The sequence below is a fragment of the Deinococcus aerolatus genome, assembly GCF_014647055.1.
GTDB lineage: Bacteria > Deinococcota > Deinococci > Deinococcales > Deinococcaceae > Deinococcus > Deinococcus aerolatus.
The window spans coordinates 142,812-156,478 of the sequence record NZ_BMOL01000010.1 but is presented as its reverse complement, the minus strand read 5'-3'; the positions used below and the strand labels follow the sequence as shown (position 1 = coordinate 156,478).

Genomic DNA, 13,667 nt, shown 5'->3' with positions numbered 1-13,667 from the left:
CGGGTGCGCTCCCTGACCCTCTTCCATTGGTGGCCTCGTGTAACAAATTAACCGGGATTCGTATGAGACGCCGCTTCTCCGGCTCAAGCAGACCTAAAACGAGAAAGGCCAGAGCACCACGGCTCCGGCCTTCCACTTCTGACCTGAACCTCAGTTCAGGATGCGCTTGAGGTGCAGGTAAATCTCGTACCAGTCGCCCTTGTCGCGCGGACGCTTGCCACGCAGTTCGATACGCGACAGCGTCTGCACCCAGTCGGGCGTGATCTGCGCGCCCAGCGTGGGGTCGGCCACCAGATCGGCCAGCCCCTTGGGCATGGAGCCCTCGGTGGACGCGCCGTAGAACTCGACGCCCTCCAGCAGATCATGAACTGTGATGGCGTAGGAACCGGCCAGGGTCTGCAGGGTTTCCAGGCTGGGGTTGGTACGGCCCCGTTCCAGATCGCTGAGGTACGGGACGCTGATCCCGGCGGTCTCGGCGACGTCCTTGAGCCGCAGCCCGCGTTCGCTACGGAGTTCGCGGAGTCTTTCGTGCAATTTCATGTGTCACCTCCTTGGCTGCGGCTTGGCCTCACCGTCTCTGCTTTCTGACCGCGTGCTGAACACGGAAAACAGATTCGGCGTGCCGCCTGGGACTGCGCTTTGCCCGTGGACCCCAGCCCCTGGGGGCGGTTTGCCTGTGGGCAGAATCGGGCAGCCTTGGTTGGAGTGTAACACCCCCCATCAATACGGTCAATACAGAATCCGGGGGACCAACTTCTTGCACCGCCGCCCACCGCTCTGCTATAGTCGTAATCAGCAAGAGCTTTTCTCCAGATTCGTCTCCCGTCCCAACCCACCTCGCGGCCCCTCAGGCTGGAAGGAGTCCACCACATGCGCGCACTGGACACAATTGCCGAGAGCATCCGCGTGGGTTACGTTCACCCCACCACCGTTCTGAACACCCTGATTGAGGTCGAGAACGACGGCGGTCTGGTGGCCGTGCGCCGCATTGAGCGACAGCTGAGCCGGGGCACGCACGCCCTGCGCGAGCGCCGTCACCCCAACACCGCCCTGGCCCAGAGCTGGCTGGGGGCGGCCCGCGCCTACCTGATCACGCAGGCCGAACGCAAGCACGCAGTTTAAGTGTGAAGGCAGGAGGGAGAACGGCCCGGACGACAGGTGCCGGGCCGTTCTCGTGCCGCTACTGTTCTGCCGTCTCCAGCCCGTAGATCTCCCCGTATTTTCTGTGCAGATACGCCACGTAGGGATCGGCGCTCAGCGGACGGCCGGTGGCCCCCTCGGTGATCTGGCCCGGCGTCAGGCTGCGTCCGTGCTGGTGGACCCTGTCGGTCAGCCACGCCAGCAGCGGCGCGTACTGGGCGTTCTGGATGCCGGCGGCAACCGCCGCGTCGGCCTGCGCCGCTTCCAGCAGCTGCACGCTCAGCAGATTGCCCAGGGTATAGGTGGGGAAATAGCCGATCAGTCCGGCGGACCAGTGGATGTCCTGCAACACGCCCCGCGCGTCGTCGGGCGGGGTCAGGCCCAGGTAGTCCTGCATCTTCGCGTTCCAGGCCTCCGGCAACTCGGCCACCTTCAGCGAGCCTTCCAGCAGCGCCAGTTCCAGCTCGAAGCGCAGCATGATGTGGAAGTTGTAGGTGACCTCATCGGCCTCTACCCGGATAAAGCTGGGGTTGACCCGGTTGACGGCGCGGTACATGCTCCGGGCGTCCTGCCCGGCGGTGACGTCCGGCGCGGCCTGGGCCAGCAGGGGAAAGTAACGCTGCCAGAACGGCAGGCTGCGGCCCAGCAGGTTCTCGAACAGGCGTGACTGGCTCTCGTGGACACCCAGGCTCGCGCCGCCTGAAACCGGGGTGCGCTCCCAGCGATCCGAAACGCCACGCTCGTACATGGCGTGTCCCGTCTCGTGCCAGGTGCCGAACAGACAGGCGGGCCAGTACGGTTCCACCCGCGTGGTGATGCGCAGGTCCGAGCGGCTGAAGTTGGTCATGAACGGGTGGGCGCTTTCGTCCTGGCGGGCAAAAGAGCCTTCCAGTCCGAAGGCCTCGCCCGCCACCCGCCAAGCAAACGTCTTCTGCGCCTCGGCGGGGAACGGGCGGGTCAGCACGCCGTAATCCGCCGCGTCGTCCGCCGCCGTGATGCGGCGCAGCAGCGGCAGGGTACGGTCACGCAGATCCGCGAAGATGGTCTTCACGGCCCCCGCCCGCATCCCCGGCTCGTAGCTGTCCAGCAGGGCGTCGTAAGGGTGTTCGTCGTGGCCGCGCAGGTCGGCCTCGCGGCGGGCCAGCTCCATCATGCGTTCCAGGTACGGCGCGAAGCCTGCAAAATCACTTGCCCTGCGGGCCGCGATCCAGGCGTGATGGGCCTCGTTCCGGGCGCGGGTCTGCTCCTCGACGAACGCGGTGGGCAGTCGGGTGGCCCTGTCGTAGTCGCGCCGGGTCACGCGCACGATGGCCTGATCCGTCTCATTCTGCGGCGCGGCGGCGTCCAGCAACGCCCCGGTCTGCGGGTCCGTGAACAGCCCGTGGCCCAGGCCCGCCAGCGTGGACAGCTGCAGGCCACGCACGCGGGCTGCTTCCGGGGGCATGCTGGTTTCCTGTTCCCAGGACATCAGCGACGCCGCCGCCCCCAGGTCAGACACCTGACCCAGATGGCGGCGCAGCTCGGACATGGACGGCCCGGGCAGGGCAGGTTCAGGCAGGGACGCGGCGCCGGGTGCTGAGGTGGATGCGGCTGTCATAGACCGACAGGGTAGCGCCCGAACAATGTCGGGGGCCAGTGGGGTCTGCTTTCGCTGATCGCTCGTTGTGCCTGGGCAGACAGCCCCCCGGCTCAGTTTCTGGCGCCTCCGCTGGCCCAGCGCAGGCGGCCCACCAGTTTGAGAATCTGGCGGTGTTCCTCGGCCAGCAGGGCGCGGTTCAGGCTCTCGGGACAGACCTGCAGCGGAGGGGAGCACTCGTGGGTCTCAGGACTGGCCAGCACGGCCTGTTCCTGAAGGGTCCACCTTCTGTCTGCGTCGAAAGACCTGATCATGGAAGCAGTCTAGAAAACCGGCTGGCACAGCACTCTGACGCCAGAGACCGCTGGAATCCGTCTCTGGTCGGTTAAGACACCGGGCCTCAGGCCCATCTGCGGCCCCGATTCGCCCGGTCTCCCCGCCCCGTGACGGGGGCGCTATGCTCCGGCGAACGGTTCTCGACAGCCCCATTTCCCAAATCCACCCCACCACCACGGAGGTCCACGATGCCCACCACCCTGACCGAACTGCCCGCCTGGACGGCCCTGACCGGGCACCACCGGATGATGAAGGACACCCTGCTGGCCGATCTGTTTGCCCATGACGCGCAGCGCGGCGAAAGGCTGAACGCCGAGGCCGCGGGCCTTTACCTGGACTACAGCAAGAACCGGGTGACAGACGAGACGCTGACCCTGCTGCTGAATCTGGCGCGCGAGACGGGCGTGGAACAAAAACGCGACGCCATGTTCGCCGGAGAGCGCATCAACGTGACCGAGAACCGCGCCGTGCTGCACACCGCCCTGCGCCAGCCGAGGGGAGCCACGGTCATGGTGGATGGTCACAACGTCGTCTCGGACGTGCATGAGGTGCTGGACCGCATGGCGACCTTCGCCGGTGCGGTGCGGGCCGGGCAGTGGGCGGGCTTTACGGGCAAACCGATTAAAAACATCGTCAATATCGGCATCGGCGGCAGCGATCTGGGGCCGGTGATGGCGTATGAAGCGCTGAAGCACTACGCCCAGCGCGACCTGACCATGCGCTTCGTCTCCAACGTGGACGGCACCGACCTGGTGGAAAAGACCCGCGATCTGGACCCCGCCGAGACGCTGTTCATCGTGAGTTCCAAGACCTTTACCACGCAGGAGACGATGGCCAACGCGGCCTCGGCCCGCGTCTGGCTGCTCTCGGCGCTGGGGGACAGGGCCGCCGTCGCCCGCCATTTCGTCGCCGTGTCCACCAACGAGGGCGCCGTGCAGAACTTCGGCATCGACACCGCCAACATGTTCGGGTTCTGGGACTGGGTGGGCGGGCGCTACAGCATGGACAGCGCGATTGGCCTGAGCGTGATGCTCGCCATCGGCCCGGACGGGTTTCATGAGCTGCTGGCCGGCTTTCACGACATGGATGAACACTTCCGCACCGCGCCGCTGGAGGGCAACCTCCCGGTGCTGATGGGAATGCTGGGCGTGTGGTACAACAATTTCTTTGGCGCGCAGAGCCACGCCGTGCTGCCGTATGACCAGTACCTGCAATTCTTCCCCGCCTACCTGCAACAGCTGGACATGGAGAGCAACGGCAAGCACATCACCTTAGACGGGCAGGCGGTGGACTACCAGACCGGGCCAGTGATCTGGGGTCAGCCCGGCACCAACGGCCAGCACGCCTTCTACCAGCTGATTCACCAGGGCACCCAGCTGATTCCCTGCGACTTTATCGGATTCTGTCAGACCCTGAATCCGCTGCCCACACCCGACGGCCCGCCCCACCACGACCTGCTGATGGCCAACGTGTTCGCGCAGACCGAGGCGCTGGCCTTCGGCAAGTCGCTGGACGCCGTGCTGGCCGAGGGTGTGGACCCGGCGCTGGCCCCGCACCGTGTGTTTGACGGCAACCGGCCCACCAACACCATTCTGGCCGACCGGCTGACGCCGCGCACACTGGGCGCATTGATCGCGCTGTACGAGCACAAGGTCTTCGTGCAGGGGGCCGTGTGGAACATCAATTCCTTTGACCAGTGGGGTGTGGAGCTGGGCAAGGTGCTGGCCGGAAAGATCGTGCCAGAGCTGAAGCCGGGCGCGGAGCCGCAACTGGAGCATGACAGCAGTACCAACACGCTAATCCGGCGCTACCGGGACCGGCGCTAGCCCACCCTATACGGGTTCCGGGCGTGGAGTGGAGTGCAGGAATCGGGACAGCGCCGGTCCCTGCACTCCACTCCACGCCCGGAACCCGTTTTTCTCGTTCTCGCTCCGCTCGGAGTTTCAGGTGTTTTCAACACCCTTCGCTCGGAGTCCGTATCAGTCGAACAGCCCCGGCTGTGCGGGCCTCTCCCCCAGTCCACACAGGCCCGCTGCCGTGATCCCGGCCAGCCGCACCCCCCGCCCGGACAGCAGCTCTGGCGTCAGCGAGCGTGCGGCGGCGCGGGCCAGATCGGGGGCCAGATGGACCGGGGCAGGCAGCGTGACGCGGCGGGTGACGATGGCCCGGTCACTGAACTTGAGCTTCAAAACCACCGTGCGCCCCGCCAGCCCGGCCCGCGCCAGCCGGCGCTCCACCGCCTCCGCCAGCACCGGCAGGCGCGTGAGTACCGCGTCCACGCTCCGCAGATCGTCGCCGTAGGTTTCCTCCGCGCCGATGCTCTTGTGCGGGCGGTCCGGGTCCACCGGGCGGTCATCCAGGCCGTGGGCAATGCGCCAGAAATGCTCGCCCTTCTTGCCGAACTGCGCCGAGAGCTGTTCGGGCGAGGCGGCGCGCAGGTCCGCCCCGGTGTGGATGCCCCGCGCGGTCAGCTTGGCGGCGGTGGCCGGGCCGATGCCGTGAAAGTCACCCACCGGGAGTGAGGCCAGCAATCCGTCTACCTCTTGCGGCAGCAACACGGTTAGACCGTCGGGCTTGTTCATGCCGCTGGCCAGCTTGGCCAGGAACTTGTTGACGCTGACTCCGGCGGTGGCGGTCAAGCCCGTCTCGGCCCGGATCTCGGCGCGAATGGCCCCGGCGATGCGGGTGGCGCTGGGGCCGCCGCGCAACGGAGCCGTCACGTCCAGATACGCCTCGTCCAGCGAGAGCGGCTCCACCAGCGGCGCATAGCGGGCAAACACCGCGCGAATCTGGGCGCTGACCTCGCGGTAGGCGTCGAAACGGGGCGGCACCACCAGCAGGTCCGGACAGCGTTCCAGCGCCCGGTACAGCGGCATGGCGCTGCGGACGCCGAAGGGTCGCGCCTCGTAGCTGGCGGTTAACACCACACTGCGCCGTCCGCCCCAGGCCACCGCCAGCGGACGCCCGCGCAGCCGCGCGTCGTCACGCCGCTCCACCGACGCGTAGAAGGCGTCCATGTCCACATGAATGATCTTGCGCGGGGTGGACATGCGGGCAGTTTACGGCGAGGGACGTAACGGAAAAACAAGCCTCATTCCTCCGGCAATTCTTCCAGATCGGCCAGATCCTTATGCCGTCCTGTCGCGGCCTTGTTCACGCGCAGATCGGCCAGTGAAATCATGGGGACGCTCAGGCCGTTCAGCTCCCACACCACCCGGTTGGCCCACGCCTGCGCGAATGTCACCCCCGTAATCTCGCTCATGAACTCGACCATGACGGGTTTGACGCCCAGACGAAACATCACGTTTTCCTGGTTCAGTTGGGCCGCTGGACAAGGCAATCCAAAGTCCTCCAGAGCCGCCGAGAGACGCACCGTGTTTGCCTCTCCCAGTCCGTAAAACAGATCCATATCCCCGGTGTAACGCGGGAAACCGTGCGCCCCTACCGCGTAGCCGCCCACCAGCACATACTCAACGCCGTGGGCGTTCAACAAGTTCAAGAGTTCGCTGAAGTCGGGGGGCAATTCCATCCGGATACCTCTGACGGCGTAAAAACTCCACTTCCGCCAACCGCTGCTGGGGCGTTTTGGCCCAGTTCGCCTCCCGGTCTGTGCGGGCGGCCTCGGCGTGGGTGGTGAAGACAAGGGTAGGCCGCAACGTCATACAGCGAGTATAGAGCGTGCGGGCGACAGCCCCCAAACCCCCCACACCCCCGCCCGCTCGCCCCCACCACGGGCAAAAGCCGAAGCGGGAGCGGGCAGGGTCATCAAATCAGAGTGTTTTTAACCTAGTCAATCCTCTGTTACACCCAACTCAGCCCTTGACCCACTCCTGCAAGCTCGTCACGTTGAGTTCAACATTCTTCGCCCCGGCGATGGCCTTCGCCGTCCATTCGGCAGCTTCCCGAGTACTCACGATGGGCACGCCCCGTTCCAGCGCCGTTCTCAGCAGGCGGCTTTCGGTCACGTCAATCAGCAAGTCGGGGAGCTTGTCGCCGTCCTGCGCCCGAATCACGGTCAGGCCCGCGCCCTCCAGCGTGGCGGCCACGTCATCCAAGCCCTCGCCCAGCAGCAGGGCGGTGCCGCTCAGGGGCAGGTTGTTCTTGGCCCCCAACTGCGCCCGGTAGAACGCCAGATACGGGTCACTGTCGATGCCCATGCTCTCGCCGGTGCTTTTCATCTCCGGCCCCAGCACCGGCAGCACGCCCGCGAATTTCAGGAAGGGCAGGTGCACTTCCTTCACCGAGTACATGGCCGGCACCGGTGTCTCCAGCAGCCCGATCTGTTCCAGCGTGTGGCCCACGGCGATGCGGGCGGCACTCTTGGCGAGGGGATGGTTCACGGCCTTGCTCACGAAGGGAACGGTGCGGCTGGCACGCGGGTTGGCCTCCAGGATGTACGCCACGTCGTCCTTGACCGCCCACTGCACGTTCATCAGGCCGCGCACGCCCAGTTCCAGCGCCAGCCGCTCGGTGTCGGCCTTCACGCGGGCCAGCAGCTCGGCGCTCAGGCTGACCGGGGGCAGCACGCACGCGCTGTCACCGCTGTGAACCCCGGCGGCCTCCACATGCTCCATGATCCCGGCCACCACGGCGCGCTCGCCGTCGCACAGGGTGTCCACGTCCAGCTCCAGCGCTCCTTCCAGGAACTGGTCCAGCAGGATGCTCGGCTGGCCCTCCACGGCGGCGTACACCTCGTCCAGATAGGTGGTCAGCTCGGTCATGCTGCGCACCGTCCGCATCGCGCGGCCCCCCAGCACGTAGCTGGGCCGGGCCATCAGCGGAAAGCCCAGCTGTTCGGCCAGGGCCTGCGCCTCGTTCGGCGTCTTCGCCACCAGTCCGCGCGGCTGCGGCAGGCCCAGGCGTTCGCACAGCGCGTTGAAGGACGCGCGGTCCTCGGCCTCGTCGATGGCGTCGGGGCTGGTGCCGATGATCGGTGCGCCCGCCGCCTCCAGCCGCCGCGCCAGTTTCAGCGGGGTCTGACCGCCCAGCTGCACGATCACGCCCACCGGCTTCTCGTGATCGACGATGTTCATCACGTCCTCGAACGTCAGCGGCTCGAAGTACAGGCGGTCTGCCGTGTCGTAGTCGGTGCTGACCGTCTCGGGGTTGGAGTTGATCATGATCGTCTCGTAGCCCGCGTCCTGTAGCGCCCAGACCGCATGAACGGTGGCGTAGTCAAACTCCACGCCCTGCCCGATGCGGTTGGGGCCGCTGCCCAGGATGACCACCTTGGGCTTGTCGGTGGGGGTGACCTCGTCTTCCCACTCGTAGGTGGAGTAGTGGTACGGCGTGTGCGCCTCGAACTCGGCGGCGCAGGTGTCCACCGTCTTGTAGACGGGAAGCGCCTTGGCCTCCTTGCGCAGGGCGCGGACCTCCAGCTCGCTCAAGCCCACGATCTCGCCGATGCGGGCGTCACTGAAGCCCAGGCGCTTGACCTCGCGCCAGTACTCGTATTTCCACTCCCGGATCGGCCCCAGTTCCAGAATCTCGCTCTCGGCCGCCACGATCTCGCGCAGCTGACCCAGGAACCACGGGTCAATCTTGGTGGCGTCGAACAGCTGTTCCACGGTCTCGCCGCGCCGCAGCAGCTCGATGACCGCTTCCAGACGGCGCGGGTTGGGGTACAGCAGGGCGCGCAGTTCGTCCGGTGACATGGCGGCAAAGACCCCGCGCACGTCGCTTTCCACGCTGCGCAGCGCCTTTTGCAGCGACTCCTTGAAGGTGCGGCCAATCGCCATGACCTCGCCCACGCTGCGCATCTGGGTACCCAGATGATCCGAGCTGCCCGGGAACTTCTCGAAGGCAAAGCGCGGAATCTTGGTCACCACATAGTCGATGCTCGGTTCGAAGGCGGCGGGCGTCACGCGGGTGATGTCGTTGGGCAGCTCGTCGAGGGTGTACCCCACCGCGAGCAGCGCGGCGATCTTGGCAATCGGGAAACCGGTGGCCTTGCTCGCCAGCGCGGAGGAGCGCGACACGCGCGGGTTCATCTCGATCACGATCACGCGCCCGTCCACCGGGTTGACCGAGAACTGGATGTTGCTGCCGCCCGTCGCCACGCCAATTTCGCGGATGATCGCCAGCGACATGTCGCGCAGGCGCTGGTATTCCACGTCGCTGAGGGTCTGCGCCGGGGCCACCGTGATGGAGTCGCCGGTGTGCACGCCCATCGGGTCAAAGTTCTCGATGCTGGTGATGATGATCACCGTGTCGGCGGTGTCGCGCATCACCTCCAGCTCGTATTCCTTCCAGCCCAGGATGCTCTCTTCCAGCAGCACCGAGGTCACCGGGCTGTCGCGCAGGCCGCCCTCGGTGATCTGCAGGAACTCCTCGTAGGTGTGCGCGATGCCGCCGCCGGTGCCGCCCAGCGTGAAGGAGGGCCGGATCACCACCGGTAGACCGAGTTCCTTCTGGTACTCGGTGGCCTCTTCCATGCTGTGAACCATCTTGCCGCGCGCCGTTTCCACGCCGATCTTCTTCATGGCGGCCTGGAACAGTTCGCGGTCCTCGCCCTTGTTGATGGCCTCCACGCCCGCGCCGATCAGCTCCACGCCGTATTTGGCCAGCGTGCCGCGTTCGTGCAGCTGCATCGCGAGGTTCAGCGCGGTCTGGCCGCCCAGGGTGGGCAGCAGGGCGTCGGGCTTCTCCTTGATGATCACCCGCTCCACGAACTCGGGCGTCAGCGGTTCCAGGTAGGTCGCGTCGGCCAGATCGGGATCGGTCATGATCGTGGCCGGGTTGCTGTTGACCAGCACCACGCGGTACCCCTCGTTTTTCAGGGCTTTGAGCGCCTGCGTCCCGGAATAGTCGAACTCGGCGGCCTGCCCGATCTGGATGGGGCCGCTGCCGAGAATTAGGATCGTGTTCAGGTCAGTACGCTTGGGCATTCCAGAGAGGGAGTATGTCACGCCTGCGGGTGAGGAAGGGGCCACAGGGTTATGCAGGCAGGGCGCAAGACTGCCTGCATCGGGAAAACTTGCCCCAGCAAGGGTCCGCCCAGTGCCCACAGACAGCAGGGGGAGCTCAGCCGGCTGCCTCATCCCACACACAGAGAGGCGGGGGGACCGGCCTGGTCTCTCCCGCCCTTGCCCTGCCGTACCTCAGTACCCCATAACCGCCTTGATCGCCTTCGCCACCCGCACCGCGTTCGGGCGGTACACGTCCTCGATGGCGGTAAACGGCGGGTAGGGCGCGTCGAAGCCGGTCACGCGGATGATCGGCGCGCGCAGACACTCGATGGCCTCCTCCGCGATGGTGGCGCTGATCTCGCTGTGGAAGCCTCCGGTGCGGGGCGCTTCCGTGACCACCACGACGCGGCCCGTCTTCTGCACGCTGTCCAGAATGGTCTCGGTGTCCAGCGGCACCAGGGTCCGCAGGTCGATGACCTCCACGCCGATGCCGGCGGTTCTAGCTGCGGCGGCGGCTTTCTGCGCCACCTCCACCATGCCGCCATAGCAGATCACGGTCACGTCGTCGCCCTCGGTGACCAGTCTGGCCTTGCCCAGCGGAACGCGGTAATCACCCACCGGCACCTCTTCCTTGACGCTGCGGTACAGCTTGATGGCCTCGAAGAAGAACACCGGGTCCGGGTCGTTGATGGCCGAGAGCAGCAGTCCCTTGGCGTCGGCGGGCGTACTGGGAATCACCACCTTGATGCCGGGGGTGTGCGCCAGGATGGCTTCGGGGCTGTCGGCGTGCTGTTCGGGCGTATGGACGCCGCCGCCGTAGGGCGCGCGGACCACCATCGGCAGGTGGTAGCGGCTGCGGGTGCGGTGGCGGTAGCGGCCCAGGTGGGACAGCACCTGATCCAGCGCCGGGTACAGGAAGCCCGCGAACTGAATCTCCGCCACCGGCTTGAGGCCTGCCAGCCCCATGCCAATGCCCATGCCCACGATCGCGGCCTCGGCCAGCGGAGTGTCGAACACCCGGTCCACGCCGTACCTGGCCTGCAAGCCGTCGGTGGCGCGGAACACGCCGCCCATCACGCCCACATCCTCACCGAAGATGTGCACGGTGTCGTCCTGCTGGAGGGCCAGGTCCAGCGCGTCGTTGATGGCGGCCACCATCGTCATGGTTTTGGTGTCGGTTTTGGAAACAGTGGCGGTCATGCGCTCTCCTCGCTGGAACCCTGTTCGTTCAGAATCTGCTCGCGCTGCCGCCGCAGTTGCGGCGTCGGCTCGGCAAACACATGGTCCAGAATCTCGGCCGGTTCGGGGTCCGGGTAGCTGTCGGCTTCCTTCAGGGCGGCCTCGAACTCGTCGGCCACCTCTTTCAGCAGCGCGGCCTCTGACTCCCCGGTCATGATTCCCTCGGCCATCAGGTGGGTCCGCAGTCTCAGCACCGGGTCCTTGGCGTCCCAGCCCTCGTTGTCGGCGTCGGTGCGGTAGCGGCTGGGATCGTCGGCCACCGTGTGCGGCTTGACGCGGTACGTCACGGTCTCGATCAGGGTGGGGCCCTCGCCCCGGCGGGCACGCTCGACGGCCTCACGCGTGACGTGGTACGTCGCCAGCACGTCGTTGCCGTCCACCCGCACGCCGGGAATGCCGTAGCCCTCGGCCCGCTTTGAAAGGTTGGTGGCCTTGGTCTGCGAGCGGGTCGGCACGCTGATGGCCCAGCCGTTGTTCTGGAGGATGAACACGCAGGGGGCTTCCAGCGCCCCGGCGAAGTTCAGCGCCTCGTGAAAGTCGCCCTCGCTGCTGCCGCCGTCGCCGATGTAGGCCATCGCCACGTTCCTGGTGCCCTTGCGCTTCTCGGCCAGCGCCGCGCCCACCGCGTGCGGGTACTGGGTGGCAATCGGGATGTAGAAGGGCAGCACCTTGAGGTTCTCGGGCATGGCCCAGCCGTGCGGCGAGGTGCGCCAGTACGCCAGTGCCCGCGCAATCGGCAGGCCCAGCGTCAGGGCCGCGCCGGTGTCACGGTAGGTGGGGAACAGCCAGTCGTCGGCGGTCAGGGCGGCGGCGGTGCCGACCTGACTGGCCTCCATGCCGCCGAACGGCGGAAACACACCCAGGCGGCCCTGGCGGTACAGCACCCAGCCGCGCTCGTCGAAGTGCCGTGCGCGGCGCATCTCGCGGTACAGGCGGAGGCGGGTGTCGGCGTCAGGCAACTCGCCCGCGCCTGTGGCGCTGCCGTCCGGCGCGAGGAGCTGGAACATGTCCCCAGCCTGCGCGTAGGCGGCGGCGGCCACGTCAAAGGCTGCGTCGGCGGGAGTGGCGTCCGCCTTGACGGCGGATCTGGACGGTTTGGGCCTGGACTGCTTGGGGGTGGACGGGGAACGGGTCATACAACCTCCGGTGAAGCGCTGGAACAAACTGGAACAAAGGAGACAGGCCGCCCGGACACGGCGGGGCAGCGCAGACGCCAGCCCCTAAGGAGCGCGGCGCTGGTTAAGCAATCGGTTCAGCTGGGCAGGCAGGGGCATCGGCAACAAGGCTCCAGTGGGGCACATCAGATGCGGCCAGCCTAGCAGATGACCCCGCGCGGACACTGAACCGTTTATCTTCCACGCCTCATGCCCAGCGCGGGGCCGCAACACTGCACAAAAAAAGAGGCCCGACAGGGCCTCCTCTTTTCAGTCTGGTATGTGTTTTCAAGCTGGAACGTGCTGGCGCTCAGTCGCGTTCCAGCTTGATCTCCACGCCGTTGCCCTTGCGCTTGACCTGCAACTCGGCCTCATCGCTGCCCCGGCGGTATTCGCTCTCGATCTCGTTCTTCTTGATCTTCAGCTTGGTCTGCACGTAGCCCTCGGCCTTCAGGCGCGCGGCGTAGCTGTCGTGCAGCGCCCGCAGGTCAGAGGAGACGCCCACCACAACCTGCCACTTGCGCGCGTCGCCCCAGGGGTTAACGGGCGGGGTGGGCACGGCGGGAAGGGCAGCCGCCGGACGGGCCACCACCTGATAGAACGCCGTGGCGCTGTCCCAGGTGTTCTGTGGGACCGGCGTGACCACGATGCTCAAGGCCTGCGCCAGCCCCTGCTGCCCCTTGACGTTCACGTCGGCAAAGCTGTTCTGGGCCGACTTGAAGGTGGCGATCTGGTCCAGGTTCAGCGGCGTCCGGCTGGCCAGGGCCAGCACCTTGTTGACGCCGTAGGGCGCGGCGATGTCGAAGGTGAAGGGATCGCCCGCCGCCGGGAACACCTTGACGCTGTTGGCCTTCAGAAAGTTCGCGCCGCCCTGGTAGCGGTTGGGTAGAATTAGGTCCACCTGCCCGTTGGGGTCCACGTTGAACAGGTACACGTAGGCGTCCTGCGACACGCTCGCGTACAGGCGAATGCGGTCACCGGGCTGGTAAGACGGCGTGCGGGTGCCGCTGCTGTCGCGGTCCGTCCAGACCTTGACGTTCACGGTGGTGGGCACCGGGTTGACGATGATGCTCTGGGCGCTGATCTGGGGCGCGGCGTGGGCCGGTCCGCCCAGGCCCGCCGCGAGCGCGACGCTGAGGCCGAGGGCGATCTTGGAAAGGAGGGGGAAAGGTTTCATGTCCCGAGTGTGGAACGCCGGGATGATCCGGGGCTGACCCGCGCCGTGCATTTGCCTCTCATGCCTGACCCCCTTCCACTCAGGGTTCTGAAGCTGGACACCGTGCCAGGCTAGATACCATAGAGGCGCCCCCTTGA

At 66.6% G+C, this 13,667-nt stretch carries 11 protein-coding genes; 2 read left to right on the top strand and 9 right to left on the bottom strand.

Annotation, left to right across the window (positions count from 1 at the left end):
- Nucleotides 1–150 precede the first annotated feature (150 nt).
- On the bottom strand, nucleotides 151–540 hold the full coding sequence (locus IEY31_RS11855; RefSeq protein WP_188972183.1) for a helix-turn-helix domain-containing protein: 390 nt from the start codon (nucleotides 538–540) through the stop codon (nucleotides 151–153).
- 330 nt (nucleotides 541–870) lie between these two features.
- Here IEY31_RS11855 and IEY31_RS11850 point away from each other — a divergent pair, with 330 nt between their 5' ends.
- Entirely contained in the window at nucleotides 871–1,122 is a 252-nt protein-coding gene (locus tag IEY31_RS11850; RefSeq protein WP_188972181.1) for a hypothetical protein, read from the top strand.
- A gap of 58 nt (nucleotides 1,123–1,180) precedes the next feature.
- Here the strand turns inward: IEY31_RS11850 and IEY31_RS11845 are convergent, their stop codons facing one another.
- On the bottom strand, nucleotides 1,181–2,668 hold the full coding sequence (locus IEY31_RS11845; RefSeq protein ID WP_229723548.1) for a carboxypeptidase M32: 1,488 nt from the start codon (nucleotides 2,666–2,668) through the stop codon (nucleotides 1,181–1,183).
- Between the two features lie 161 nt (nucleotides 2,669–2,829).
- Nucleotides 2,830–3,030 (bottom strand): hypothetical protein, encoded by a 201-nt coding sequence (locus tag IEY31_RS11840; protein WP_188972177.1) that lies wholly within the window; start codon nucleotides 3,028–3,030, stop codon nucleotides 2,830–2,832.
- 210 nt (nucleotides 3,031–3,240) lie between these two features.
- On the opposite strand from IEY31_RS11840, the gene pgi reads away from it, so the two are divergent.
- Complete coding sequence (pgi, locus tag IEY31_RS11835) at nucleotides 3,241–4,878, top strand: glucose-6-phosphate isomerase (RefSeq protein WP_188972176.1); 1,638 nt, start codon at nucleotides 3,241–3,243, stop codon at nucleotides 4,876–4,878.
- Between the two features lie 153 nt (nucleotides 4,879–5,031).
- Here pgi and dinB read toward each other — a convergent pair whose 3' ends face one another.
- The 6 genes from dinB to IEY31_RS11805 all read right to left on the bottom strand — a co-directional run bounded on the left by dinB (nucleotide 5,032) and on the right by IEY31_RS11805 (nucleotide 13,530).
- Nucleotides 5,032–6,102: a DNA polymerase IV gene (dinB, locus tag IEY31_RS11830; RefSeq protein WP_188972174.1), complete on the bottom strand. Its 1,071-nt coding sequence runs from the start codon at nucleotides 6,100–6,102 to the stop codon at nucleotides 5,032–5,034.
- 41 nt (nucleotides 6,103–6,143) lie between these two features.
- Complete coding sequence (locus IEY31_RS11825; protein ID WP_188972172.1) at nucleotides 6,144–6,581, bottom strand: nucleotidyltransferase; 438 nt, start codon at nucleotides 6,579–6,581, stop codon at nucleotides 6,144–6,146.
- 283 nt (nucleotides 6,582–6,864) lie between these two features.
- The gene (gene carB / locus IEY31_RS11820; protein ID WP_188972170.1) at nucleotides 6,865–9,939 is read right to left on the bottom strand and encodes a carbamoyl-phosphate synthase large subunit; all 3,075 of its coding nucleotides are present in this window, start codon (nucleotides 9,937–9,939) and stop codon (nucleotides 6,865–6,867) included.
- A gap of 213 nt (nucleotides 9,940–10,152) precedes the next feature.
- Entirely contained in the window at nucleotides 10,153–11,160 is a 1,008-nt protein-coding gene (locus IEY31_RS11815) for an alpha-ketoacid dehydrogenase subunit beta (protein WP_188972168.1), read from the bottom strand.
- The gene (pdhA, locus tag IEY31_RS11810) at nucleotides 11,157–12,206 is read right to left on the bottom strand and encodes a pyruvate dehydrogenase (acetyl-transferring) E1 component subunit alpha (protein WP_188972234.1); all 1,050 of its coding nucleotides are present in this window, start codon (nucleotides 12,204–12,206) and stop codon (nucleotides 11,157–11,159) included. The genes IEY31_RS11815 and pdhA overlap by 4 nt, the downstream gene beginning before the upstream one ends.
- 457 nt (nucleotides 12,207–12,663) lie before the next feature.
- Nucleotides 12,664–13,530 carry a DUF4384 domain-containing protein gene (locus tag IEY31_RS11805; RefSeq protein ID WP_188972166.1) on the bottom strand — a complete coding sequence of 289 codons (867 nt, stop codon included), beginning with the start codon at nucleotides 13,528–13,530 and terminating at the stop codon, nucleotides 12,664–12,666.
- Nucleotides 13,531–13,667 lie beyond the last annotated feature (137 nt).

Bases quoted from the DNA above. Each gene is read 5' to 3' on its own strand.
- IEY31_RS11825 (WP_188972172.1), bottom strand. From the start codon at position 6,581: ATGGAATTGCCCCCCGACTTCAGCGAACTCTTGAACTTGTTGAACGCC.
- IEY31_RS11840 (WP_188972177.1), bottom strand. From the start codon at position 3,030: ATGATCAGGTCTTTCGACGCAGACAGAAGGTGGACCCTTCAGGAACAG.
- IEY31_RS11855 (WP_188972183.1), bottom strand. From the start codon at position 540: ATGAAATTGCACGAAAGACTCCGCGAACTCCGTAGCGAACGCGGGCTG.
- carB (WP_188972170.1), bottom strand. From the start codon at position 9,939: ATGCCCAAGCGTACTGACCTGAACACGATCCTAATTCTCGGCAGCGGC.
- IEY31_RS11805 (WP_188972166.1), bottom strand. From the start codon at position 13,530: ATGAAACCTTTCCCCCTCCTTTCCAAGATCGCCCTCGGCCTCAGCGTC.
- pgi (WP_188972176.1), top strand. From the start codon at position 3,241: ATGCCCACCACCCTGACCGAACTGCCCGCCTGGACGGCCCTGACCGGG.
- IEY31_RS11845 (WP_229723548.1), bottom strand. From the start codon at position 2,668: ATGTCCGAGCTGCGCCGCCATCTGGGTCAGGTGTCTGACCTGGGGGCG.
- pdhA (WP_188972234.1), bottom strand. From the start codon at position 12,206: ATGTTCCAGCTCCTCGCGCCGGACGGCAGCGCCACAGGCGCGGGCGAG.
- IEY31_RS11850 (WP_188972181.1), top strand. From the start codon at position 871: ATGCGCGCACTGGACACAATTGCCGAGAGCATCCGCGTGGGTTACGTT.
- dinB (WP_188972174.1), bottom strand. From the start codon at position 6,102: ATGTCCACCCCGCGCAAGATCATTCATGTGGACATGGACGCCTTCTAC.
- IEY31_RS11815 (WP_188972168.1), bottom strand. From the start codon at position 11,160: ATGACCGCCACTGTTTCCAAAACCGACACCAAAACCATGACGATGGTG.